Annotated in this window: 29 protein-coding genes, 1 other RNA gene and 1 pseudogene; 17 read left to right on the top strand and 14 right to left on the bottom strand. The window is 51.4% G+C overall.

Features of this window, described 5'->3' with window-relative positions:
* Nucleotides 1-240: 240 nt before the first annotated feature.
* The 7 genes from M8013_RS08080 to M8013_RS08050 all read right to left on the bottom strand — a co-directional run bounded on the left by M8013_RS08080 (nt 241) and on the right by M8013_RS08050 (nt 5,165).
* Nucleotides 241-483 (bottom strand): DinI family protein, encoded by a 243-nt coding sequence (locus tag M8013_RS08080; RefSeq protein ID WP_271267278.1) that lies wholly within the window; start codon nt 481-483, stop codon nt 241-243.
* A 354-nt stretch (nt 484-837) separates the two neighbouring features.
* A complete protein-coding gene (locus tag M8013_RS08075; RefSeq protein ID WP_271267277.1) occupies nt 838-1,527 on the bottom strand; it encodes an RloB family protein in 690 nt (229 codons plus the stop codon).
* Nucleotides 1,527-2,792 carry an AAA family ATPase gene (locus M8013_RS08070; RefSeq protein ID WP_271267276.1) on the bottom strand — a complete coding sequence of 422 codons (1,266 nt, stop codon included), beginning with the start codon at nt 2,790-2,792 and terminating at the stop codon, nt 1,527-1,529. The genes M8013_RS08075 and M8013_RS08070 overlap by 1 nt, the downstream gene beginning before the upstream one ends.
* Before the next feature lie 224 nt (nt 2,793-3,016).
* Nucleotides 3,017-4,198 (bottom strand): site-specific integrase, encoded by a 1,182-nt coding sequence (locus M8013_RS08065; protein ID WP_271267275.1) that lies wholly within the window; start codon nt 4,196-4,198, stop codon nt 3,017-3,019.
* Entirely contained in the window at nt 4,159-4,365 is a 207-nt protein-coding gene (locus M8013_RS08060; RefSeq protein WP_126125747.1) for an excisionase, read from the bottom strand. Before M8013_RS08060 ends, M8013_RS08065 begins: the two co-directional genes overlap by 40 nt.
* A 93-nt stretch (nt 4,366-4,458) precedes the next feature.
* Nucleotides 4,459-4,689, bottom strand: coding sequence for a hypothetical protein (locus M8013_RS08055; RefSeq protein ID WP_271267274.1), 231 nt, complete (start codon nt 4,687-4,689; stop codon nt 4,459-4,461).
* Nucleotides 4,686-5,165 carry a hypothetical protein gene (locus M8013_RS08050; protein ID WP_271267273.1) on the bottom strand — a complete coding sequence of 160 codons (480 nt, stop codon included), beginning with the start codon at nt 5,163-5,165 and terminating at the stop codon, nt 4,686-4,688. Before M8013_RS08050 ends, M8013_RS08055 begins: the two co-directional genes overlap by 4 nt.
* A 21-nt stretch (nt 5,166-5,186) precedes the next feature.
* Between M8013_RS08050 and M8013_RS08045 the strand changes: the two are divergent.
* The 10 genes and pseudogenes from M8013_RS08045 to M8013_RS08000 form a co-directional block, all read left to right on the top strand.
* Nucleotides 5,187-5,753: pseudogene (locus tag M8013_RS08045) on the top strand (phage major capsid protein); the annotation flags it as partial.
* A gap of 73 nt (nt 5,754-5,826) precedes the next feature.
* Nucleotides 5,827-6,150 (top strand): head-tail connector protein, encoded by a 324-nt coding sequence (locus M8013_RS08040; protein ID WP_271267272.1) that lies wholly within the window; start codon nt 5,827-5,829, stop codon nt 6,148-6,150.
* Nucleotides 6,147-6,560: a phage head closure protein gene (locus M8013_RS08035; protein WP_271267271.1), complete on the top strand. Its 414-nt coding sequence runs from the start codon at nt 6,147-6,149 to the stop codon at nt 6,558-6,560. Before M8013_RS08040 ends, M8013_RS08035 begins: the two co-directional genes overlap by 4 nt.
* A complete protein-coding gene (locus M8013_RS08030; protein WP_271267270.1) occupies nt 6,535-7,038 on the top strand; it encodes a hypothetical protein in 504 nt (167 codons plus the stop codon). The genes M8013_RS08035 and M8013_RS08030 overlap by 26 nt, the downstream gene beginning before the upstream one ends.
* On the top strand, nt 7,038-7,598 hold the full coding sequence (locus M8013_RS08025; RefSeq protein WP_271267269.1) for a phage tail terminator protein: 561 nt from the start codon (nt 7,038-7,040) through the stop codon (nt 7,596-7,598). The genes M8013_RS08030 and M8013_RS08025 overlap by 1 nt, the downstream gene beginning before the upstream one ends.
* An 8-nt stretch (nt 7,599-7,606) precedes the next feature.
* Entirely contained in the window at nt 7,607-7,789 is a 183-nt protein-coding gene (locus M8013_RS08020) for a DUF2635 domain-containing protein (protein ID WP_271267268.1), read from the top strand.
* The gene (locus M8013_RS08015; RefSeq protein ID WP_271267267.1) at nt 7,786-9,282 is read left to right on the top strand and encodes a phage tail sheath subtilisin-like domain-containing protein; all 1,497 of its coding nucleotides are present in this window, start codon (nt 7,786-7,788) and stop codon (nt 9,280-9,282) included. Before M8013_RS08020 ends, M8013_RS08015 begins: the two co-directional genes overlap by 4 nt.
* Nucleotides 9,282-9,611, top strand: a complete 330-nt coding sequence (locus M8013_RS08010; protein ID WP_271267266.1) for a phage tail tube protein — start codon at nt 9,282-9,284, stop codon at nt 9,609-9,611. Before M8013_RS08015 ends, M8013_RS08010 begins: the two co-directional genes overlap by 1 nt.
* Before the next feature lie 64 nt (nt 9,612-9,675).
* On the top strand, nt 9,676-9,915 hold the full coding sequence (locus M8013_RS08005; RefSeq protein ID WP_271267265.1) for a hypothetical protein: 240 nt from the start codon (nt 9,676-9,678) through the stop codon (nt 9,913-9,915).
* Entirely contained in the window at nt 9,915-10,232 is a 318-nt protein-coding gene (locus M8013_RS08000) for a hypothetical protein (protein ID WP_271267264.1), read from the top strand. The genes M8013_RS08005 and M8013_RS08000 overlap by 1 nt, the downstream gene beginning before the upstream one ends.
* Nucleotides 10,233-10,594: 362 nt before the next feature.
* Here M8013_RS08000 and ssrA read toward each other — a convergent pair.
* Together ssrA and smpB are read right to left on the bottom strand one after the other, a co-directional pair.
* Nucleotides 10,595-10,957, bottom strand: a transfer-messenger RNA (tmRNA) gene (ssrA, locus tag M8013_RS07995).
* 87 nt (nt 10,958-11,044) lie between these two features.
* Nucleotides 11,045-11,527 carry an SsrA-binding protein SmpB gene (gene smpB, locus M8013_RS07990; protein ID WP_271267263.1) on the bottom strand — a complete coding sequence of 161 codons (483 nt, stop codon included), beginning with the start codon at nt 11,525-11,527 and terminating at the stop codon, nt 11,045-11,047.
* Between the two features lie 156 nt (nt 11,528-11,683).
* Here smpB and M8013_RS07985 point away from each other — a divergent pair, with 156 nt between their 5' ends.
* The gene (locus M8013_RS07985; RefSeq protein WP_271267262.1) at nt 11,684-12,121 is read left to right on the top strand and encodes a type II toxin-antitoxin system RatA family toxin; all 438 of its coding nucleotides are present in this window, start codon (nt 11,684-11,686) and stop codon (nt 12,119-12,121) included.
* Nucleotides 12,111-12,398, top strand: coding sequence for an RnfH family protein (locus tag M8013_RS07980; protein ID WP_271267261.1), 288 nt, complete (start codon nt 12,111-12,113; stop codon nt 12,396-12,398). Before M8013_RS07985 ends, M8013_RS07980 begins: the two co-directional genes overlap by 11 nt.
* 72 nt (nt 12,399-12,470) lie before the next feature.
* On the opposite strand, the gene bamE is transcribed toward M8013_RS07980, so the two are convergent.
* The 3 genes from bamE to nadK form a co-directional block, all read right to left on the bottom strand.
* Nucleotides 12,471-12,809, bottom strand: coding sequence for an outer membrane protein assembly factor BamE (gene bamE, locus M8013_RS07975; protein ID WP_271267260.1), 339 nt, complete (start codon nt 12,807-12,809; stop codon nt 12,471-12,473).
* Between the two features lie 150 nt (nt 12,810-12,959).
* Nucleotides 12,960-14,621 (bottom strand): DNA repair protein RecN, encoded by a 1,662-nt coding sequence (gene recN, locus M8013_RS07970; RefSeq protein ID WP_271267259.1) that lies wholly within the window; start codon nt 14,619-14,621, stop codon nt 12,960-12,962.
* An 85-nt stretch (nt 14,622-14,706) separates the two neighbouring features.
* Complete coding sequence (gene nadK / locus M8013_RS07965) at nt 14,707-15,585, bottom strand: NAD(+) kinase (RefSeq protein ID WP_271267258.1); 879 nt, start codon at nt 15,583-15,585, stop codon at nt 14,707-14,709.
* 121 nt (nt 15,586-15,706) lie between these two features.
* Here nadK and grpE point away from each other — a divergent pair, with 121 nt between their 5' ends.
* Nucleotides 15,707-16,300 carry a nucleotide exchange factor GrpE gene (grpE, locus tag M8013_RS07960; protein ID WP_271267257.1) on the top strand — a complete coding sequence of 198 codons (594 nt, stop codon included), beginning with the start codon at nt 15,707-15,709 and terminating at the stop codon, nt 16,298-16,300.
* A 52-nt stretch (nt 16,301-16,352) separates the two neighbouring features.
* On the opposite strand, the gene M8013_RS07955 is transcribed toward grpE, so the two are convergent.
* Both M8013_RS07955 and M8013_RS07950 read right to left on the bottom strand, forming a co-directional pair.
* On the bottom strand, nt 16,353-17,639 hold the full coding sequence (locus M8013_RS07955) for an HlyC/CorC family transporter (RefSeq protein ID WP_271267421.1): 1,287 nt from the start codon (nt 17,637-17,639) through the stop codon (nt 16,353-16,355).
* A gap of 18 nt (nt 17,640-17,657) precedes the next feature.
* A complete protein-coding gene (locus tag M8013_RS07950) occupies nt 17,658-18,449 on the bottom strand; it encodes a cytochrome C assembly family protein (RefSeq protein ID WP_271267256.1) in 792 nt (263 codons plus the stop codon).
* A gap of 165 nt (nt 18,450-18,614) precedes the next feature.
* On the opposite strand from M8013_RS07950, the gene ffh reads away from it, so the two are divergent.
* The 4 genes from ffh (at nt 18,615) to trmD (ending at nt 21,891) form a co-directional block, all read left to right on the top strand.
* The gene (ffh, locus tag M8013_RS07945; protein WP_271267255.1) at nt 18,615-19,976 is read left to right on the top strand and encodes a signal recognition particle protein; all 1,362 of its coding nucleotides are present in this window, start codon (nt 18,615-18,617) and stop codon (nt 19,974-19,976) included.
* Between the two features lie 319 nt (nt 19,977-20,295).
* Nucleotides 20,296-20,544, top strand: a complete 249-nt coding sequence (gene rpsP / locus M8013_RS07940) for a 30S ribosomal protein S16 (RefSeq protein ID WP_059177789.1) — start codon at nt 20,296-20,298, stop codon at nt 20,542-20,544.
* A 15-nt stretch (nt 20,545-20,559) separates the two neighbouring features.
* Complete coding sequence (gene rimM / locus M8013_RS07935) at nt 20,560-21,096, top strand: ribosome maturation factor RimM (RefSeq protein ID WP_418939528.1); 537 nt, start codon at nt 20,560-20,562, stop codon at nt 21,094-21,096.
* Nucleotides 21,097-21,126: 30 nt separating this feature from the next.
* Entirely contained in the window at nt 21,127-21,891 is a 765-nt protein-coding gene (trmD, locus tag M8013_RS07930; protein WP_271267254.1) for a tRNA (guanosine(37)-N1)-methyltransferase TrmD, read from the top strand.
* Nucleotides 21,892-21,905: the final 14 nt, after the last annotated feature.

Here is a 21,905-nt window from a genome sequence, read left to right as displayed (position 1 = left end):
CCCTATAATTGATAGTTTGAATGATAATAAGAATGAATATCAATTAGATCTACAGGTTAGGGGATTTGCCGTCTAGCATGAAAGGTGTAAATGAAATACATCTTTGATCTGTGTCAATTTACTACAGGGAGAGAGCGGTGCAGAGAGATGAGGATCACCTTAATTGTCAGGTTAATTAAGGGGTTAATCGGGGGCATTCCCGGATGTGGTTATCCGGGAGAGGGGAGTCATGCAAAGCGATTACTCGTCAGCCAGCCACATCTCGGCTTCTTCAAACATTTCCTGAACGGCACGGCTGATTTGTTCTTTCTCATGCTTGCTGGCATCGGTGTTGATGGCCGGGAGGGTCATCATTGGTTTAACGCGCACCTCGGCATCCGGGAAGATGCGCTGCACCCGCTTGCTCAGTTCGTTCAGGATGCGCTCGCGCGCGCCAGGCAGTCCTTCAAAGTTGCGCTTGTCATATACCAGCTCGACGAACATGGGTTTGTGATCCTAAGTGTGATGGGTAGGAGTGTAGTTATACTGTGTTTTTATCCAGCGTCAAGGGGGAAGGTGAGAGGCGGAGTATGTTGGAGAGATTTAGGGCACAAAAAAACCCGCAGGCTTGCGCCGTGCGGGCTTTCAGGACTTCATATCAGGCTCTGGTGACCATCAACAAAGAATTTTGGTGGAGCTGGCGGGAGTTGAACCCGCGTCTAGGTTTTAATATCACTTTGATAAATAAGCATTTTTTATCATGAAAACTAATCGCGGATACTTTACGAGCACTTTGACGTTCTGACTCTGTCTCATCATCAAAGCTAATATGTTTGAAAAAGATAGCAAACTATGAGGTCATGTTTTTGGTTTTTGATATTCATTACGAATATTAATAAGGTCTGTTACTAAAGTTCCCACTTTCGTTGTAGGGTTTACAGAACAATCCCTTGTTGCTTCGGTTTGCGCCCTTTCGGAATTACTTATTGCTGTTTCTAAGCGATTGAATAACTTAGCGAAGATACCACTCGCCTTTTTCTCATAATCAGGTACGTATTTTTTTAGCTCAGATAGCATTTGGGCTCCTTCACTTCTACCTTTTTGCGGTGAAAAAGCTTTTCTGTTGTATCCAAAGTGAAGAACTAACCAATACTCGAAACATGGTACAGATGTGATAGCTACAAAAACATCTTTAGGATGCAATGATTTAATTTGCGAGATAGCACTTTCATATCCCGAGTGTGCATCCCTATCAAAAACACAATAGACTTTATCGTAAGGGTCACTTCTTCTCTTCTCGGCTGCGTATTTTTCCTTTGCGAAAGAAACAACGCTTGTAGGGCTAGAACCACATTCTCCTGAGATTTCTACAATGCTCGCAGTACTAATGCGGCAGTGTTTTACAAAATCCGCAAAGTATGCAGGCTCAGTTTTTTCTCCCTCACATACGATTAAAATTTTTTTCATTTGAGTCCTGGCTTTACTAACCCGCTTGAACTCGTCGTTGCGTCTAGCTTTTCTTTTTTTGAATAAATCTTCGCTACCCATCAGGCTTTCTCCCATCTACCAATCATAGGTAAAGCGCCATATCGACCATCAAGATAAGATGTCTCTAAATTCTCCCTGCCTTTTCGTGGGCTAAAATCAGCTAAAGGATATAAATTTGTACACTTTGCATTATCTTTTTCGACAAACCAAACTTGGTCACGTCGGAAAACATCTTGATTTAAAATGGATGTCTCATGAGTTGTAAAGATTAATTGTGCCCCGTTCTTGTTGATTTCTGGATCATGGAAAAGCCCAACAATAAATTCAACTAATTTCGGGTGTAAATTGTCATTTAGCTCATCAATAAATAAGATATTACCTGTTTCCAAGGAATGTGATAATGGGCCTGCGAAGCTAAAGATTTTTCGTGTACCTTGTGATTCATCCTCTAAATCAAATGGAACTGAATCGCCACTTTCATTTTTATGTAGCGTTTTAACAACATACTCATCCTTGCCTTGCATGTTTTTGATCACAAGATCTCTAATTGCGGGAGGCATATCAGCAGGTACATCATTAGGATTGAATTTTTCTTTAGTAACATGAATGTCATCAATTCCAACATCTGCCGCCTTCAAGAAATTAAGAATATCATTTTTTTTCTCATTCAAGCATTGCTGTGCACTATATTCATGGTCCCACCCAGTAAGTTCTGTGAATTTAACTTTATGATAAAACCAATCATAAACAGGTTTTAATTGTGTGCTGTTTAGTTGAACTGCAGTAGATAGAAAAAGAGCATTAGGTCTTGTTGATTTCATCCAAGTTTGTTTTTCTCCTGTTAAGGATGTACCCAAATCCCATTCATGTGTCTGTTTCTCATCATTCCAAAGGCGTAAAAACCATTTTTGAGATCTACCTTTAGGAAAGGCATATAACCATTCATCATGAATAAAATCTGCTGTTGCAGAGAAACCATATTGATAACGAACGCCCTCAGAAATAAAGTTGATTTCAAATTCCGAAGGTTGATTAATCTTTTCGGAGTTTAATCTGAAAGGAGCGATGTTAAGCTTATCACCACTTTTATAACCTGTAGCAGATCTTACAATAAGTTCTGAAATCGTTGTAATAGCTTTAATGATATTTGATTTGCCTGCAGCATTCGGTCCATAAATTACCGCACTTTTTAGCAACTCTAAAGATTTAGGTTCTTCAATATTAAAAATATTATTAACTAGATCGTTTTGCTTAGACGCAACTAAACTCAGAGTTTGCCTTTCTGAAATGGACTTGTAATTTTGTACGGAAAACTCAATTAACATATTGTATTCCCTTAATTCCCCATCAAATAAAACCGCATTGAAGTCTGATTTCACACTTAAAAATGACAAAATCTGTCAAAAAATCGCAATTAAAGCATCTATGAACCATTGTACACTATCCTTATCATCATGCTAACCTTCTTGCAAGTAACAAGCATTTTTCGGAAAAAAACCAACGCAAGGGTGATATGTTTTCGCGTAACATATTAAAATAAAAGATTTTTTTAACTTTTATGACTTTCCGCTGTTTTTGTGATCCGCGTTGTATGACCATCATATTCAGCGAGGTAAGAACCATAATGCCGGAACAACATCTCCGGCCCTTTATGACCCATCTGACCAGCTAGCCAGAAAAGGTTGGTGCCTTGGCTGATGTGGCGCGTCGCGAAAGTATGCCTAGTTTGGTATGGGTTGCGGTATCTGATCCCCGCTTTGCGTAAAGTCGGAACCCAAGCTTTTTTTCGGATCGCGTCTGCGCTGGCCCATGGCTTATTGGTTTTCGGATCTTCGAATATCGTTGCATCTTTTAAAAAGGTAAAAGTTTTCTGATTCGCCAACACCGCCATTGCCGTATCGTTAAGTTCTATTTTCCGAGTACCAGCCTTTGTTTTTGTTCCCTTAATAACCCCTACTACACTCGCGTTCTGAACGTGCGCAGTCTTCCCGATGAAATCGATATCGCACCAGCGCAGCGCACATAATTCCGAGCTGCGTAAACCTGTCTGGATAGCGAACATAAACAGGTTTCCCCACTGCTTATTAGCGGCAGATAAAAGGAGGGCATCTACTTCTGCTGGTGAAAGCGGATCGACAATATAGTTGCTGTCAGCAGTCGATTTGTCGCTTTGATAACGGGATGCTGTTACCAGAGATACCGGGTTGAGTTGTAGCACACCATCTGTAACAGCCTCATCAAGCGCTGAACGCAAGAAAGAAAGCTGGTTGCGAATTGTCTTTAGCGTGGTGGTTCGGCTTTGGATCCATGCTTTCATTGCCGCCGGTGTAAGCTCGCTTGCAGGCAGTGAATGAAGGGCTACCAACGCGCTACGACATTTTTTATAACCGCCAATAGTGGAGGGCGAAAGTTTTCGTGTTTCACAGATGTTGATGTATTCGTCCAAGTACATTTTTATTGTCTTACCTGCGGCCGCATTGCCAAATAATTTTAACCGTGCGGAACGCGGGAAATATTCAGCATAAACGAATGTTCCACGCTCAATTTGGTTATGAATTTCGCCGAGGGTCCGCTCGGCGTATTTCAAGTTCTTGCTGCTCACTTCTAAATTGGAAAGGGGCTCTCTACATTTCACCCCTTTAAAAGTGAACGTGATATTTATGGTTTCACCCTGGCTGTGTTTTCTGATGGTCACGCCGCGCGGGAGTTTAGGCGACTCTGTCTTGCCCATTTAGCTACCTCACTTAGATCAATCCATCTCTCCTTAACGCCTTCCACTTTTAGAACCTGAACTCCTTCCCGCCACACACCACGTTGAACGCGTTTATTGATGGCATCGAGAGTCTCGCCAGTTTCACTGCAATAAGTCGAGATAGGGACACAATCGAGGTTCAGCATAATTCCTCCACTTTACCGGCTGCACCCGGTCACTCTTTAAAAATACAGGTCCGCAGCCATTGCGGGCCCAGTCACAACAATTACCACATGGGTTTACTTTTTTGGCTGCGAATCCTCCTGCTGAGGTGCTTCTACGACGATTGGCTTAATGGTTGACAGCTTAAGCCTACGAGCTGTCAGTGGCGCACCGCTGCGACGTCCGTCTTCTTTGCGATAGGTTTCACGTTGACCGACACACCAGGTAGTCGGGGTCTCATGCAGTTTCACGGTCTTCTCGCCGTCTCTGGTGATAATGGTGCCGGTATGGGTTTTGACTTTGCTCATTGGCCTGCCTCATTGCGAAGTTGGGCGGCGAACTCACGGAGGATGGTTTCATGATTTGGGCATATAGTTTGCTCGATATGCGCAATAGCTACTTCCACACCCTGTGCACGCACATCAGCCAAGAAAGCATCAGTAGCTGGGCATTCAGCACGGATGGAATCTTCTGCCTGCTGGCGTGTCAGGAATCCACTTTTGCCGTCATTGCTGATCATCTGGCTGTCGAACCATGCCTGAACCTCCGGAACGGTGATTTCGTCAGGAATTTCAGCGCCAGCTTCGTCTGTTGTACCTTCCAACCAATCACGAGTCGCTCTGATATCTCCCTGAGCAACACAGACCAATGCAGCCTGAGCGCCAAGCATGGTTTTGTGAAGCATCCAAGAGGTGCTGAGCTCTCGTGCTGCGCCGTTTAGCAGATACGCATTCTCTGCGGCCAATTTATCGATCGTGGTGGTTGAGCTTCGCACAGTATTCATCGCACCAATGTGAGCCAGGTTATCGAAGCTTATCTGGCTTCCCGAATCGCGCAACGAATCGGTCGCGGTGAGGCAAAATATCTCGTGCAGGGTACTGGTGCTGGCACGCCGCAGCAGCCTAAAGGCCTGGTGACATCCGTCACCGGTACGGTGCCCACCGGTAACGCCACCTCTTTTGCATGGCAGGAAATGAACAACCTGAAGCATGCGATTGATCCTGCTTACCGCGGCGGGCCGAATTTCCGCTGGGCTTTCAACGACACAACACTGCAGTTTGTTGAGGAAATGGTTGACGATCAGAAACGCCCGCTTTGGCTGCCTGATGTGGTTGGCGGCTCGCCGGCAACAGTGCTGGGTATCCCGTATGTAATTGACCAGGCGATCGACTCTATTGCGGCCAGTAAAAAATTCATGTTCCTCGGTGACTTTAACCGCTTCATCGTGCGTCGCGTTTCTTACATGACCCTTAAGCGCCTGGTTGAACGCTACGCGGAATATGATCAGACAGCGTTCCTCGCCTTCCACCGTTTCGACTGCGTGCTGGAAGATACCGCTGCCATCAAGGCGCTGGTGGGTAAAGCACCGTAATACAGACCATTGTGAATCGATGCCGCGTAAGCGGTTTTTTTATGCCCGTCATCTGGCGGGCATGGGGATCCATATGCTGCTTACACTGAGTGAAATTAAGCTTCAGCTTCGGCTAGAGGATGATTACACCGAAGAGGATGAGCTGCTGACGTTAATAGGTAGTGCTGTTCAGGCCAGAACGGTGAGCTTTCTGAATCGCACTCTTTATGCAGCCAATTCAGGGGTGCCGGCTAACGATCCGGATGGGCTGGTTATGACGGATGATATCCGGCTGGGGATGCTGCTGCTGTCCACCCACTTCTATGAAAATCGCTCGTCTGTTACCGAAGTTGATAAAACAGATATGCCGCAGTCATTCACCTGGCTGGTCGGGCCATACCGGTTCATACCCCTATGAAACTCCGACAGGCGCAAACCAGCGCGACCTACCTGCTGCCCGATCCGGGTGAGCTGGACAAACGGATATTGCTACGCAAGCGAGTCGATGAACCCACCGCTGATTTCGGTACCGAACCTGAGTACCCAGTGTCATTCAGGGCGTGGGCAAAGGTTATACAAACCAGCGCGACTACGTATCAGGAAACGGCGCAGACCGACAACGTAATCACGCACTACATCACCATCCGGTGGCGCCGCGGGATCACCAGTGATTTCGAAGTGGTGGAGGGTGACGAGGTGTACCGCGTTAAGCGGGCGCGCGATCTGAACGGTGAGCGCCGGTATTTGCTGCTCGAATGTACTGAGCTGGGTTTTCAGCCAGCTACAACCGGAGGGAACAGTAATGGGAAGTCCCTTTTTTCACGTTGATTTTCAGCAGCCGAAAGAGATGCGCTTCAACCGGGCGCGTGTCCGGAGGGCATTCATCCATATCGGCCAGCGTCACATGCGAGATGCGCGCCGTCTGGTAATGCTTCGTGGTCGTTCGGAGCCTGGCGCAAACCCCGGTTATCAGACGGGTCGCCTGGCTAAATCAATTGGGTACCTTGTGCCACGCGCCAGTAAGAGCCGCCCTGGCTTTATGGCGCGTATCGCCCCTAACCAGCGCAACGGGCAGGGGCACCGGCTCATCTACGGTGATTTCTACCCGGCATATTTATTCTATGGCGTGCGTGGTGGTGCTAAACGCCGCCGAAGCCATCACCGGGGTGCCTCCGGAGGCAGTGGCTGGCGCATGGCGCCGCGCAATAACTTTATGGTCGAAACGCTGAAGAAAAACAGTCCATGGACACGCTACTACCTGGCGCGCGAGCTCCGGCTGTCCCTTAAACCGGAGAAACGGAGCTGATGAAACTCACGCCCATTATTGCTGCATTACGTTCGCGCTGTGTTCATTTTCAGGGCCGGGTGGCGGGTGCTGCACAGTTTAAAGACTTGCCCGATGTCGGAAAGATGCGCCTGCCGGCTGCTTATGTTGTGCCCGGTGACGATTCTCCGGGAGAGCAGAAAAGCCAGTCGGATTACTGGCAGGATCTGACCGAGAGTTTTTCTGTGATCGTGTTTGTTAGTAACGAGCGCGACGAGCGTGGCCAGTTCGCTTCATACGATGTGGTGCATGACATCAGGCAGATGCTCTTTAAGGCGTTGCTCGGCTGGAATCCGGAAGAGTGCGGCAACCCCATTACATACGGTGGCGGCGTCCTGCTCGATGTTAATCGTCATGAACTGAGTTATCAGTTCGACTTCACAGTAGTAACGGAACTCACAGAAGACGACACCCGGCAGCAAGACGACCTGAACAATCTGGACGACTTCAAAACGCTTTCGATTGACGTGGACTTTATCGATTCCGGTAAAGGGCCTGACGGCAGTATCGAACACCACCTGAAAGTAAATCTTCCCACCTGAGGAATACCATGTTTGTAAAACCTAAAAACGGGCGGTCAGTCCCTGACCCTGCCCGCGGCGATCTTTTGCCTGAGGAAGGGCGAAACGTCGAAGAGAGCCAGTACTGGTACCGTCGGGAAATTGACGGGGATATCGAGATTGTTCAGCCGGAGAACGTCGGCGAACCGGAAAAAAAGGTGACCGCTAAATGACCGTGTCCATGAATACCATCCCGTCTGATCTCCGCGTTCCGCTGTTCTATGCTGAGATGGACAACAGCGCCGCGAACACGGCGCAGACCAGTGCACCGTCGCTGCTGATTGGCCATGCAAATACCGGCGCCAGTATTGCCACTAACCAACTGGTTTTCATGCCGACCGCCGATTACGCGATCCGCGTGGCAGGTGCGGGCAGTCAGTTAGCGCGCATGGTCGAAGTGTACCGTAAGACTGACCCGTTTGGTGAGCTGTGGGTTGTTGCAGTGCCAGAGCCAACCGGTACCTCAGCGACATTCACCCTGACAGTGACGGGCTCTGCCTTGGCTGCAGGCATGGTCTCACTTTATATCGGTAATCGTCGTATTCAGGCTGCGGTAAGTGCAAGTGATGCTGTGGCAGCAATTGCTACATCCATCGCCAGCGCTGTTACCGCTGATGGGCGAACACCGTTTACCGCCGCCGCTGCTGCAGGCGTTGTAACGCTGACAGCTCGCCATAAGGGCACCTGGGCAAATGATATTCCGGTTACGCTGAACTACTACGGTTTTGGCGGGGGAGAGACTCTTCCATCGGGTGTGAATATTGCGATCGCCAGCGGTGTATCGGGTACCGGATCTCCGGTGTTAACCGGGACAATCTCCGCATTGGGGGATGAGGCATTCGATTACATCGGTCATCCGTTTAACGATACTGCGTCAATCAATACCATCAGCCTGGAGATGAACGATACCAGCGGTCGATGGAGCTGGTTGCGGCAGATTTACGGCCATGTGTATACGGCGAAAATTGCACTGGTGAGTGACCTCATTACTGTGGGGGACATGTTTAACGATCCGCACCTGACGATTGCCGGATACGAGAAAACAGTGCAGTCGTGTGCTGATGAATTGGCGGCAAGCCGAACCGCCCGCGCGGCTGTCTTTTTGCGTATCGATCCGGCGCGGCCGACGCAGACAGGCGAGTTGGTAGGCATGCTGCCACCCCCTAACGGTAAGCGCTTCATCAAAACAGAGCAGCAGTCTCTGTTAACCCACGGGATTGCAACGGCCTACACCGAAGGCGGTGTGCTGCGCATCCAGCGTGACATCACTACCTACAAGAAAAACGCGTACGGCGTGGCCGATAACAGCTATCTGGACAGTGAAACGCTGCATACCAGTGCGTACGTTCTTCGCCGCCTGAAAACGGTTATTACCAGTAAGTATGGACGTCATAAACTGGCAAACGACGGTACCCGCTTCGGCCCAGGCCAGGCGATTGTTACCCCGGCGGTTATCAAAGGGGAGTTGCTTTCCACATACCGACAGATGGAGCGAGAGGGCATTGTTGAAAACTACGACCTGTTCAAAGCGCACCTGATCGTCGAACGCGATGCGAATGAACCTTCCCGCATCAACGTGCTGTACCCGCCTGATTACGTTAACCAGTTGCGTGTCTTCGCTCTGCTTAACCAGTTCCGTCTTCAGTATGCAGAGGAGAGCGCATAATGTCGCGCATTGCTGGTACTTGTTATTTCAAGATTGACGGTCAGCAACTGTCGCTGACCGGCGGTATCGAGGTGCCTATGAACACCAAGATAAATGATGACGTCATTGGCATGGCTGGTGATGTCGACCGTAAGGAGACTCACCGCGCACCTTACGTTAAGGGCACATTTAAAGTGCCTAAGGACTTCCCGGTCAATAAGGTTATCGGGCGCCTGAAAGGTGACGATCTGACGAGTTATAATTTGTGGGTGGATTATCTGGATGCCTTGTGGGCGGTGGATGTATCAAACCCCGCTGAAATCCTCTGGCCAGAACAGCCCGCTGTGTAAACCCCCTTGATCTCCCGCAGCATTAAAACTACTGTATATAAAAACAGCAATTGAGGTGCTTGTCATGCCCCGCCCATACGAAATTCGCGCCGCTTTTGTGGCCGCTATACAGAAAAACCCTAAAGGCTATCAGTGCCTGCACACCGCAGACTTTATCAGGGAGTTGCGCGCCAGGAACTGGCATTTCACCCTGAGCGATGCCAATTCCTGGATAGAGCGCTGCCAGCCCGACTTCACCGACAAGACGCCTGATTTCAGCGAGAACAGGTACTGGATGCTCCGCAACATGGGGAGGGTGCATTAATGGGCTTCCCTTCACCGGCTACCGACTATATCGAGCAGCGCCTTACGCCAGTCAGTATCTGCATGACGCCAGATAGCCGCATCCTGGAAACGTCAGCTGGCTATGCGATCATCGTACCGGCTACGCACCCGAAGCAGGGTGATGCGCTGCTAATACTCTCCGGCGGACGCACGCAGTTTGCAAAGCTCATGGGACAGTCGCTGATATGCGATGATGGCGAAGCGATCGAGGGTGCTGCGCTGGAGGAGGTCGAAGTGTTCGGGCGAGTGACGTTCTTCATCACGAGATTTTATGATGATGACAAACCCACTATCTGACGCATGAACATTCATCAAATTTAGAGAATTTATGTTCTGCAAAACTATTTATTAATATCAATAAATCAATGGCTTAAATGCACGATATTTGTTGCTAAATTCCGGGCTGAAATTCTCGAAAAATTCTTGTATATCAAACTGATATTGAATATTCAGAATGCTACCGGTCTGGTATATGGATCAGCGAGCAGCAGCTATCATATGACCATAAAAAAAGCCCGCTGATGCGGGCTTTTTATCGCGCAGGAGCCGCGGCTCCTTTACGTATCTTTTTTTGTCACGTTACTGTCTGGTCAGTGTCCTACCGTGACGGCTAACTTCCTGTTTTCTAAGGTGCTGTCCTTGCACTGTCCAATTAAAATTGGTGGAGCTGGCGGGAGTTGAACCCGCGTCCGAAATTTCTACATCCTCGGTACTACATGCTTAGTCAGTCTTTACATTCGCACGCCAGCTGCGGACAGACACGCCACTAACGAACTAGCCTGATTAGTTTTAGCACTTCAGCCCCAGGCAGGACTTCCATGCGATCTCTTTTGGGTTTGACCTCTCTTGATCCCCGTCTTAAGAGCGGAAGCTAGGGAGAGAGGGCTCTTAGCAGGTTATTAAGCTGCTAAAGCGTAGTTTTCGTCGTTTGCGACTATTTTTTTGCGGCTTTTTACGAGGCAAACCGCCCCTCGGCATGCACCTTGGGTTTCGCAAATCCCGTCGAATCCAGAATCAGCCCCAATAGTGTTACAGCAAGTATACCAGCATTCGCATGCCGGATACCAGTCCGGACGTTAACTTATTGAATCGCTCAATAGTTGCCCGAATTAACGGCCAGCGTGCTTCATAATGCGCGCTTTATCGACCTGCCATTCGCGATCTTTGGCGTCGTTACGCTTGTCGTGCTGCTTCTTACCTTTCGCGACGCCGATTTTCACTTTGCACCAGGCGTTTTTCCAGTACAGCGACAAGGCGAGTACGGTATAGCCTTCGCGGTTCATACGCCCGAAAAGGGAATCCAGCTCGCGCTTGTTCAGCAGCAGCTTACGGGTGCGGGTTGGATCGCAAACGTAATGAGAAGAGGCGACCGTCAGTGGCGTAAAGTTCGCGCCAAACAAAAAGGCTTCGCCGTCTTTAAAGATCACGTAGCTATCACCGATGTTGGCTTTACCCGCACGCAGCGATTTAACTTCCCAGCCCTGCAGTGCAAGGCCAGCTTCGAATTCTTCTTCAATGAAATATTCATGGCGCGCACGCTTGTTGAGCGCAATGGTTGCCGAGCCAGGTTTATGTGCTTTTTTCTTCGTCATAAGTTTCGTGAAGCCGTAGGTAATCTGATGTCAAAAAGTCACCTCATTGCGTCCTGTGAGGTCTAACGCGCTATATTAGCACGAGATGAGGCTCAGCGTTTTTTTAACAAGGGATAAATGTTATTATTTGTAGGTTGTTTGATCATGGAAAATGCTATGCCTCAGATTAGTCGTACAGCGCTTGTCCCCTTCAGTGTGGAACAAATGTACCAGTTAGTGAACGACGTTCAGTCTTATCCGCAGTTTATTCCGGGATGTACCGGCAGCCGCGTACTGGACGCAGGCCCGACGCAAATGACGGCGGCGGTAGATGTTTCTAAAGCCGGGATCAGCAAAACGTTCACCACCCGCAATACCCTGACCGATAATCAGAGTATTTTGATGCATCTGGTGGATGGCCCATTCAAGAAGCTGATGGGTGGCTGGAAATTTGTTCCACTCAGTGCCGATGCCTGCCGGATCGAGTTCCACCTCGACTTCGAGTTCACCAATGCGCTGATTGAGCTGGCGTTTGGCCGCGTGTTTAAAGAGCTGGCCTCGAATATGGTTCAGGCGTTCACGGTTCGCGCCAAAGAGGTCTACAGTGTCGGCTAACATTGTGGTGGAAGTGGCATACGCGCTGCCGGAAAAGCAGTACCTGCAACGCGTTAAGCTGGAAGAGGGTGCCACCGTTGAAGAGGCGATCCGTGCTTCTGGTCTGCTGACGCTGCGTAGCGATATCGATCTGGCTAAAAACAAAGTCGGCATTTACAGCCGTCCGGTAAAGTTGGCCGATACGGTTAAGGATGGCGATCGGGTCGAAATCTATCGCCCGCTGATTGCCGATCCGAAAGAGCTGCGTCGCCAGCGAGCGGAGAAATCGGCTAAATAGCTGGCTGACCCCGTTGCTGAAGAAAACAAAAAAGGTGCTCATTGAGCACCTTTTTGCATTTCTCAAACCTGACTACTTGGTAAGCGCGGGTTTGTTGTCGATATTGGTCAGAGCACCGTTGCTACTGAAGGTCAGCGTCAGGGTCTGCTGAGTCACGCCTTCATGGCCTGGCTGCTGACGGAAGACGTAGAACCAGGTGTTGGTGCCGAACGGATCGGACATCATCGGTGTTCCCAGGGCATATGCGACCTGTTGCTGCGTCATGCCAATACGGATTTTTGACACATCGTTAGGTGCAAGGTAGTTCCCCTGGTTGATGTCAGGGCGGTAAACCACTCGTTCCAGAGTGGAGCAGCCTGCGGTCAACATCAGAAGAACCGCTGCGGCAGCGGTCAGCATTTTACAGCGCATAGTGATTTGATTCCTTTTCGGCCCGAGCAAGACGCGACGGCTCATATGTAATATGCCGATGATAATAGACCTTTCACCACATTAAAACCTTTGGCGCTCGGTCTGTCGGCGTTTTTATTGTTCTGTATGACCCTGAGATACCGAAAAAGTTTATGCCGCCAGCAGTTCTTTCGCATTTGCCAGCGTATTGCGGGTGACTTCGCTGCCGCCCAGCAGGCGCGCCAGCTCCTGCAGACGGGCACGTTTGTCCAGCGGCTGCATGTGCGTTTCGGTCATCTCGCCATCGGTTTCTTTACTGACATAGAAGTGATGATGGCCACAGCCTGCCACCTGCGGTAAGTGGGTCACGCACATTACCTGAGTGGATTCCCCAAGCTGGCGCAGAAGTTTACCGACCACCGCCGCAGTTGGGCCGCTGATACCGACGTCTACTTCATCGAAGATCAGTGCCGGGGTTTCCATTTTCTTCGCCGTGATCACCTGAATCGCCAGGGCGATACGCGACAGTTCACCGCCGGAGGCCACTTTAGAGATCGCCTGCAGCGGCTGACCTGGGTTGGTGGTCACGCGGAATTCAATGCGGTTAGCGCCTTCTGCGGTCAGGTGATGTTCTTCAAACTTAACATCAATAGTGAATACGCCGTGCGGCATCGACAGCATGTGCATGCTCTCGGTGATGTGCTGGCTAAGTTCCTCGGCATAGTGCTGGCGGATAGTGTGCAGCTCAGTTGCGGTTTCCAGCGCCTGACAATGATGGGTGTTAACGGCCAGAGAGAGCGTTTCCAGCGAGTCAGCCTGATCGTCCAGCTGCTGCTGTTCGTCGAGCAGCGCCTGATGGAATGTTGGCAGCTCCTCAGGCGAAACGTGGTGTTTACGTGCCAGGGAGATCTGACGCGAGATCCGCTGCTCAAGTTCAAACATGCGGTTGGGATCCAGGTCCAGCCGCTCGCAGTAGTGGCGCAGCTCATCGCTCGCTTCAGAGACCTGAATGGCCGCCTCTTCCAGCATATCCAGGACCCCGGAAAGCTTGCTGTCCATGCCTGCCAGCTCGGTAATCAGCTGACGCACGGTATACAGCTGGCTTTGCAGGTTCACGTCTTCACCGTCTGCCAGTAAGCTCAGCGCCTGCTGGCTGGTCGAGAGCAGCTGGCCGCTGTTGGCGAGGCGTTTGTACTCTTCGTCGATCTGTTCAAACTCACCCGCCAGCGGGCTGAATTCGTTTAGCTCTTTCAACTGATAGGCCAGCAGCTCGGCGCGTGCCGTGCGCTCATTGCTCTGCTGTTGATGCTGAGCCAGCTCGCGGCAGCTCTGATGCCACTGACGATAATGTTCAGCCATCCGCTGCGTCAGCGCAGACTCACCGGCATAGCCGTCGAGTAACGCTTTTTGCTGTTCGGGCTTAATCAGTTGCTGATGGGCATGCTGGCCGTGGATCTGGATTAACAGCTGGCCGAGTTCGCGCAGCTGAGAAAGCGGCACAGAAGTACCGTTGATAAAGCCACGTGAGCGCCCGTCGCTGCTTAAGACGCGGCGAAGTAAGCACTCACGGCCATCTTCCAGCTGATTTTGTTCAAGCCAGCGCTGAGCGGCGGGGGTGTCTTTCAGGGAAAAGCGAGCGCACAGGTCAGCCCGGCTGGCACCGGCGCGGACCGTGTTGCCATCGGCACGACCGCCAAGGCACAGCCCGAGCGCATCAATGGCAATAGATTTACCCGCACCGGTTTCCCCGGTGATGGCCGTCATGCCGCTGTGAAAATCGATTTCGAGCTCACGAACGATAGCGAAGTTGCTGATGGTCAGTTGTGCCAGCATAGCTGTTCCCCTGTATGAAAAACCATAACTGTGTTTGTGTACAGTATAAACTGGTTTTTTATACAGTAAAGTGCTGGATGCTATTTCAGAACAATTTTTTCGACCAGCCGAGCTTTGAGCTTAGGGTGTTGAAATAACTGTAGTCTTTGGGATGGATTAAATTCAGATGGTAATCACAGCGGCGGATCAACACATCTTCCCCCTCCTGAATCGGCAGCGCGATCTGGCTGTCGCAGCTGATCTCCAGATCGTTGCGACGATGCGAAAAGCGCAGGCGAATGTTGCTGCTGCTGTTAATGACCAGCGGGCGGGCCGAGAGCGTGTGCGGGAACATCGGCACCAGGGTGATGGCATCCAGAGATGGGGTCAGGATAGGGCCACCGGCAGAGAGCGAATACGCCGTCGAACCGGTAGGGGTCGAGATAATCAGGCCATCGGAACGCTGCGAGAAGGCAAAGATTTCATCGATATAGACTTCAAACTCAATCATGTGCGCCACTTTGCCCGGATGCAGAACCACTTCGTTAATGGCGGTGCTGATGCGTTTCTGGCAATCCTGCTGGCACACCTGTGCTTCCAGCAAAAAGCGTTTCTCACTGATGTAGTGGCCTTCCAGCACGTCGGCGAGCTGCTGCTGGGCGTTGTCCGGGTCGAGGTCGGTTAAAAAACCCAGGTTGCCACGGTTGATGCCAATCACTTTGATATCGTAGCGGGCGAGGGTGCGCGCGGCCCCGAGCATATTGCCGTCGCCGCCGACCACCACCGCCAGATCGGCCTGCTGACCAATCTCTGCCAGGGTGCCGGTTTTCACGTTTTTGAGCTGCAGCTCCTGGGCAATCTGCTGTTCGACAATCACGTCGTATTTTTTGGCGCACAGCCAGCGGTACAGCATTTCATGTGTCGTCAACGCAGTAGGGTGACGTGGATGTCCAACAATCCCAATACACTTGAAATGCGTGTTCATATTCTGGAGGTCCTTGTACGAATGAATGATGACAATGTGCCTTGCTCCCTTGAAACCCGGAAACAGATCCCCATAATAATCCAGGTTAGCGAGATGATTGCGAAAAAACGCGGAGAAATTCATGAGTAGTAAAGAACAGAAAACGCCTGAGGGGCAAGCCCCGGAAGAAATTATCACGGAGCAGCACGAAGAGGTTGAGGCAGTTGAGCCTGAGGCTGGTGCTGAGCAGGTGGATCCGCGCGATGAAAAAATTGCGAATCTGGAAGCTCAGTTGGCCGAAGTCCAGACCCGCGAGCGCGACAGCCTGCTGCGCGTGAAAGCGGATATGGATAACCTGCGTCGTCGTACCGAGCTGGACGTTGAAAAGGCGCATAAATTTGCGCTGGAGAAATTCGTCAACGAACTGCTGCCGGTCATCGATAGCCTGGATCGCGCGCTGGAAGTGGCGGATAAAACAAACCCGGACATGGCACCAATGGTTGAAGGGATTGAGCTGACGCTGAAATCCATGCTCGACGTGGTGAAGAAGTTCGGTGTGGAAGTGGTGGCGGACACCAACGTGCCAATGGATCCGAACGTGCATCAGGCGATTGCCATGATGGAATCTGAAGATGTTGCAGCGGGCAACGTGCTGATGGTGATGCAGAAAGGCTATACCCTGAACGGTCGTACTATTCGCGCAGCGATGGTATCGGTTGCGAAAGCGAAGGGCTAATTAGCTTCTTGTAGCGCCGGGTGGCGGCTTCGCCTTACCCGGCCTACAAAACTTACTCAGCAACGCTTTCGCGAAGCGGTTTTACCGGCAACACTTTTACCTGCTTAATCATATTGTCCTGCACGTCCAGGATATCAATATCATACTGGCCAATGCGCACCCGAGTGCCTGCCGCCGGGATCTCCTCCAGCGCTTCCAGAATCATGCCGTTAATGGTGCGGGCTTCGTCTTCCGGCATCTGCCAGTTAAAGGCTTTATTCAGTTCACGTACGTTTGCGCTGCCGTCGATAAGTACTGAGCCGTCGTTTTGCGGCGTGACTTCTTCAGCAAGTGAAGGGGACATCGAGGTCGTAAAGTCGCCCACTATCTCCTCCAGAATATCCTCTACCGTCACCAGCCCCTGAATATCACCGTATTCGTCGACCACCAGGCCGACTTTCTTTTTATTGCGCTGGAATTTAACCAACTGAGTGCTGAGCGGCGTGCCTTCCGGGATGTAATAAATCTCGTCCGCTGCGCGCAGCATGACCTCTTTGGTGAACTCTTTTTTCTCGGTCATCAGGCGGTACGCTTCGCGCACGCGCAGCATGCTGATGGTATCGTCCAGTGAATCCCGGTACAGCACGATCCGGCCGTGCGGGGAGTGAGTCAGCTGACGGACGATGGCTTTCCAGTCGTCGTTGATATCAATGCCGACGATTTCGTTGCGCGGCACCATGATGTCGTCGACGCTCACCTTTTCGAGATCCAGCACCGACAGCAGCATCTCCTGGTTGCGGCGCGAGATTTGCGAGCGCGACTCATGAACGATGGTGCGTAATTCGTCTTTGCTCAGCGCGCTGCTGATCACCACATCGGCTTTGATCCCCACGATGCGCATCAGCAACCGCGTTACGCTGTTCAGTAGCCACACCAGCGGCATCATCAGAATCAGTAACGGTGCCAGCAACACGCTGCTGGGATAGGCGACCTTTTCGGGATAGAGCGCGGCGATGGTTTTTGGTAACACTTCGGCGAAGACCAGCACCACAAACGTCAGCACCCCGGTGGCTATGGCGACCCCGGCGTTGCCGTACAGGCGCATGCCGACAATGGTGCCCAGCGCGGAGGCGAGAATATTGACCAGGTTATTGCCAATGAGCACCAGGCTTATCAGGCGATCCGGTTTACGCAGCAGTTTTTCGACACGGCGGGCGGCGCGATTACCCTGTTTGGCGCGATGGCGTAACCGGTAGCGGTTCAGCGTCATCATGCCGGTTTCTGAGCCGGAGAAATAGGCGGAGATAACCACCATGACGATCAGGGTAACGATCAACGTGGTAGTGGAGATGTGTTCCAGGGGGAACTCCTTTGTTTCTTAGCTGGCGATTTGCTGGATGACGCGGCTGCCAAAGTAGGCCAGGGTCAGAATGCCCGCACCTGCAACGTTGAACCAGACGACGCGACGACCGCGCCAGCCTTCATGATAGTGGCCCCACAACAGGACAATATAGACAAACCACGCAATGATAGAGAGCACGGCTTTGTCGATGTTCTCGAGGCTGAAAAGATTTTTCATATAAAACAAGCCGGTGCACAGCGTCAGGGTCAGCAGTACCACCCCGATTTGCGTGATATGAAACATCTTGCGTTCGATGCTCATCAGCGGCGGCATTTCGGTACTGAAGGCCAGCTTTTTGTTCTTCAACTGGTAGTCAATCCACGCCAGCTGCAGCGCGTACAGCGCGGCAATAATCAAGGTAGCGTATGAGAAAAGTGACAGGCCAATATGCACCATCATGCCCGGCGTGGTCTCAAGATGGGTGATGAACTCGTTCGGCATGAAGGTGGCGAAAGCCAGGTTAATCAGCGCAAAGGCATAAACAATCGGCAGCAGCAGCCAGCCGCGGTTTCTTGAGGCCACGATCGTCATCACCGTACAGATCATCAGGCTGACCAGGGAGCCGACGTTAAGCAGGCTCAGATTTTGCCCGCTGCCGTCGCCCGGCAAAATGCGCGCTTCGAGCGCAAAGGCATGGCTTATCAACGCGATTACTGCCGACAAAATAGCCATTCGCCGCCAGCCGCTGTTTTTTTGCAGCAGGCCAGGGATGATCAGCGCGAGGCTGACAGAGTACGCCACAAGGGCGATCAGTGCGAAAACAGGCATAGAGTGTCGACAGTTGTCTTAATGAGAAAGAAAGGCAGTATAACGTTACGGGAGGCCTGCTCCAACCGTTGCATAACAACAAAGGCGCCTTCATGTTATACTGCGGCAAAATTCTGTGTACGTGTCGCTACTGCGACCTAACGTTTCTACCTCAGGCGAGAGACAATGTTTGATAATTTAACCGATCGTTTGTCGCGCTCGCTGCGCAACATCAGCGGCCGTGGACGCCTTACCGAAGACAACATTAAAGAGACGCTGCGCGAAGTGCGCATGGCGCTGCTTGAAGCAGACGTCGCGTTGCCGGTAGTGCGTGATTTTATCAGCCGCGTAAAAGAGAAAGCGGTTGGTCACGAAGTTAATAAGAGCCTGACCCCGGGTCAGGAGTTCGTCAAAATCGTGCGAAGCGAACTGGTTTCGGCGATGGGCGAAGAAAACCAGAGCCTGAACCTTGCCGCGCAACCTCCCGCCGTGGTGCTGATGGCCGGTCTGCAGGGCGCGGGTAAAACCACCAGCGTCGCGAAGCTGGGTAAGTTCCTGCGCGAGAAGCACAAGAAAAAAGTGCTGGTCGTTTCTGCCGACGTTTATCGCCCGGCGGCGATCAAACAGCTGCAAACGCTGGCTGAACAGGTTGAGGTCGAGTTCTTCCCGTCCGACGTGGCGCAGAAACCTATCGACATCGTTAATGCGGCGCTGAAAGAAGCGAAGCTGAAATTCTTCGATGTGCTGCTGGTGGATACCGCCGGTCGTCTGCACGTTGACGAAGCGATGATGGACGAAATCAAACAGGTCCATGCCGCGATCAATCCGGTAGAAACCCTGTTTGTTGTCGATGCGATGACCGGCCAGGATGCGGCAAATACGGCAAAAGCCTTTAACGAAGCGCTGCCGCTGACTGGTGTGGTACTGACTAAAGTGGACGGCGACGCCCGCGGCGGTGCAGCGCTCTCTATTCGTCATATCACCGGCAAACCGATTAAGTTCCTCGGCGTCGGCGAGAAGACCGAAGCGCTGGAGCCGTTCCACCCGGACCGTATCGCATCTCGTATCCTCGGTATGGGCGACGTGCTGTCGCTGATCGAAGATATCGAGAGCAAAGTTGACCGCGCGCAGGCCGAGAAGCTGGCGAGCAAGCTGAAAAAAGGCGACGGGTTCGATCTGACCGACTTCCTGGAACAGCTGCGTCAGATGAAAAACATGGGCGGCATGGCGAGCCTGATGGGCAAACTGCCGGGCATGGGCCAGATCCCGGATAACGTAAAAGCGCAGATGGACGACAAAGTTCTGGTGCGTATGGAGGCGATTATCAACTCCATGACGCTGAAAGAGCGTGCGAAGCCAGAAATTATCAAAGGCTCCCGTAAACGCCGTATCGCGGCGGGTTGTGGGATGCAGGTACAGGACGTAAACCGCCTTCTGAAGCAGTTCGACGACATGCAGCGCATGATGAAGAAGATGAAGAAGGGCGGCATGGCGAAGATGATGCGCGGCATGAAAGGTATGATGCCCCCAGGATTCCCTGGGCGTTAAAAACAAGGGCATAAGGCTATCTTGTTTGCCATTTTAGCCTCGGGGTGTGCTCGACAAAACACTATAGTGTTTTGAACGCCCTTTAGGGCGGCCCGAAGGGCGAGCGGAGCGAGTAAATGCTCACGTACTACGAGTACGCTCCGCTTTTTGCGCGCACGCCGTGACTAAACTGGCTGCACCGATATACGCCTTATATCCTTTGTTTGAGAGATGCTGATTGCATTTTCTCCAGAAATCAGTAAAATTTTCGGGCTTTTAATATAACACCGGGCTCCGTCCCTCGATGGGGCCCGGTGTTTTATTCACACAAGAGGATGTTATGGTAACTATTCGTTTAGCACGTCACGGCGCGAAAAAGCGTCCGTTCTACCAGGTTGTTGTCACCGACAGCCGTAATGCACGCAACGGTCGCTTCATCGAGCGCGTTGGTTTCTTCAACCCGCTGGCTAGCGGTGCAGAAGAAGAAACTCGTCTGGATCTGGATCGTGTCGCTCACTGGGTTGGCCTGGGCGCGACTGTTTCCGATCGCGTTGCTGCGCTGATCAAAGCTGCAAACAAAGCAGCTTAATCTGTCACGGTGGTCATGATGAGCAAAAAAGCACCTGTTGAACCGATCGTATTGGGCAAAATGGGTTCTTGCTACGGTATCCGTGGCTGGCTCAGAGTGTTTTCCTCCACCGAAGACGCCGATAGCATCTTTGACTATCAGCCCTGGTTTATCCAGAAGGCGGGTCAGTGGCAAGAGGTCGAGCTGGAAAGCTGGCGTCACCACAATCAGGACATCGTTATCAAGCTGAAAGGCGTTGACGATCGCGATGCCGCGAATGCACTGACTAATTGCGAAATTGTCGTGGATTCGTCGCAGTTGCCTCAGCTCGATGATGGCTACTACTGGAAAGACCTTATTGGTTGCCAGGTAGTCACCACAGAAGGCTACGGTCTGGGTAAAGTCATCGATATGATGGAAACCGGATCCAATGACGTTCTCGTCATTAAGGCAAACCTGAAAGATGCGTTTGGTATCAAGGAGCGGTTGGTTCCGTTCCTCGATGGACAGGTTATCAAGAAAGTCGATCTCGCTACTCAAACGATTGAAGTAGATTGGGATCCTGGTTTTTAAATTCTCCTGAAAACGGTAAAAGACGGCGCTATGTGGATTGGCATAATTAGCCTGTTTCCTGAAATGTTCCGCGCGATTACTGATTACGGGGTAACTGGCCGGGCAGTAAAAAATGGCCTGCTGAGCATCGAAAGCTGGAGTCCACGTGACTTCACGCATGACCGGCACCGTACCGTGGACGAACGTCCTTACGGCGGCGGACCGGGGATGCTCATGATGGTACAACCCTTACGGGATGCCATCGCAGCAGCAAAAGCCGCGGCAGGTGAAGGCGCAAAGGTGATTTATCTGTCACCTCAGGGACGCAAGCTTGATCAAGCGGGCGTCAGCGAACTGGCAACGAATCAAAAGCTGATTCTGGTGTGCGGTCGCTACGAAGGAATAGATGAGCGCGTAATTCAGACCGAGATTGACGAAGAATGGTCTATCGGCGATTACGTTCTCAGCGGTGGTGAGTTACCGGCGATGACGCTGATTGACTCCGTTTCCCGGTTCATTCCGGGAGTTCTGGGTCACGAAGCCTCGGCAACAGAAGATTCTTTTGCCGACGGATTGCTGGACTGCCCACACTATACCCGTCCTGAAGTGTTAGAAGGGATGGAGGTACCGCCGGTTTTGCTGTCGGGAAACCATGCCGAGATTCGTCGCTGGCGTCTGAAGCAGTCGCTGGGCCGTACCTGGCTTAGAAGACCTGAACTTCTGGAAAACCTGGCTCTGACTGAAGAGCAAGCAAAGTTGCTGGCCGAGTTCAAAAAGGAACACGCGCAGCAACAGAAACATGATGGGATGGCCTGAGGCCCCCGAATATC

This window comes from Silvania confinis (assembly GCF_025564085.1).
Taxonomy (GTDB): Bacteria; Pseudomonadota; Gammaproteobacteria; order Enterobacterales; family Enterobacteriaceae; genus Enterobacter; species Enterobacter confinis.
This window is presented reverse-complemented; position numbering and strand designations above follow the sequence as displayed.

Coding starts and splice junctions, on each gene's coding strand:
- smpB (WP_271267263.1), bottom strand. CDS start 11,527: ATGACGAAGAAAAAAGCACATAAACCTGGCTCGGCAACCATTGCGCTC.
- M8013_RS07950 (WP_271267256.1), bottom strand. CDS start 18,449: ATGCCTGTTTTCGCACTGATCGCCCTTGTGGCGTACTCTGTCAGCCTC.
- rpsP (WP_059177789.1), top strand. CDS start 20,296: ATGGTAACTATTCGTTTAGCACGTCACGGCGCGAAAAAGCGTCCGTTC.
- M8013_RS08000 (WP_271267264.1), top strand. CDS start 9,915: ATGGGCTTCCCTTCACCGGCTACCGACTATATCGAGCAGCGCCTTACG.
- M8013_RS08060 (WP_126125747.1), bottom strand. CDS start 4,365: ATGCTGAACCTCGATTGTGTCCCTATCTCGACTTATTGCAGTGAAACT.
- ffh (WP_271267255.1), top strand. CDS start 18,615: ATGTTTGATAATTTAACCGATCGTTTGTCGCGCTCGCTGCGCAACATC.
- M8013_RS08075 (WP_271267277.1), bottom strand. CDS start 1,527: ATGGGTAGCGAAGATTTATTCAAAAAAAGAAAAGCTAGACGCAACGAC.
- M8013_RS08065 (WP_271267275.1), bottom strand. CDS start 4,198: ATGGGCAAGACAGAGTCGCCTAAACTCCCGCGCGGCGTGACCATCAGA.
- M8013_RS08050 (WP_271267273.1), bottom strand. CDS start 5,165: ATGAATACTGTGCGAAGCTCAACCACCACGATCGATAAATTGGCCGCA.
- M8013_RS08080 (WP_271267278.1), bottom strand. CDS start 483: ATGTTCGTCGAGCTGGTATATGACAAGCGCAACTTTGAAGGACTGCCT.
- M8013_RS08070 (WP_271267276.1), bottom strand. CDS start 2,792: ATGTTAATTGAGTTTTCCGTACAAAATTACAAGTCCATTTCAGAAAGG.
- M8013_RS07985 (WP_271267262.1), top strand. CDS start 11,684: ATGCCTCAGATTAGTCGTACAGCGCTTGTCCCCTTCAGTGTGGAACAA.
- M8013_RS08015 (WP_271267267.1), top strand. CDS start 7,786: ATGACCGTGTCCATGAATACCATCCCGTCTGATCTCCGCGTTCCGCTG.
- M8013_RS08040 (WP_271267272.1), top strand. CDS start 5,827: ATGCTGCTTACACTGAGTGAAATTAAGCTTCAGCTTCGGCTAGAGGAT.
- M8013_RS08025 (WP_271267269.1), top strand. CDS start 7,038: ATGAAACTCACGCCCATTATTGCTGCATTACGTTCGCGCTGTGTTCAT.
- bamE (WP_271267260.1), bottom strand. CDS start 12,809: ATGCGCTGTAAAATGCTGACCGCTGCCGCAGCGGTTCTTCTGATGTTG.
- recN (WP_271267259.1), bottom strand. CDS start 14,621: ATGCTGGCACAACTGACCATCAGCAACTTCGCTATCGTTCGTGAGCTC.
- M8013_RS08035 (WP_271267271.1), top strand. CDS start 6,147: ATGAAACTCCGACAGGCGCAAACCAGCGCGACCTACCTGCTGCCCGAT.
- grpE (WP_271267257.1), top strand. CDS start 15,707: ATGAGTAGTAAAGAACAGAAAACGCCTGAGGGGCAAGCCCCGGAAGAA.
- M8013_RS08055 (WP_271267274.1), bottom strand. CDS start 4,689: ATGAGCAAAGTCAAAACCCATACCGGCACCATTATCACCAGAGACGGC.
- trmD (WP_271267254.1), top strand. CDS start 21,127: ATGTGGATTGGCATAATTAGCCTGTTTCCTGAAATGTTCCGCGCGATT.
- nadK (WP_271267258.1), bottom strand. CDS start 15,585: ATGAACACGCATTTCAAGTGTATTGGGATTGTTGGACATCCACGTCAC.
- M8013_RS08010 (WP_271267266.1), top strand. CDS start 9,282: ATGTCGCGCATTGCTGGTACTTGTTATTTCAAGATTGACGGTCAGCAA.
- M8013_RS08030 (WP_271267270.1), top strand. CDS start 6,535: ATGGGAAGTCCCTTTTTTCACGTTGATTTTCAGCAGCCGAAAGAGATG.
- M8013_RS08005 (WP_271267265.1), top strand. CDS start 9,676: ATGCCCCGCCCATACGAAATTCGCGCCGCTTTTGTGGCCGCTATACAG.
- rimM (WP_418939528.1), top strand. CDS start 20,560: ATGATGAGCAAAAAAGCACCTGTTGAACCGATCGTATTGGGCAAAATG.
- M8013_RS08020 (WP_271267268.1), top strand. CDS start 7,607: ATGTTTGTAAAACCTAAAAACGGGCGGTCAGTCCCTGACCCTGCCCGC.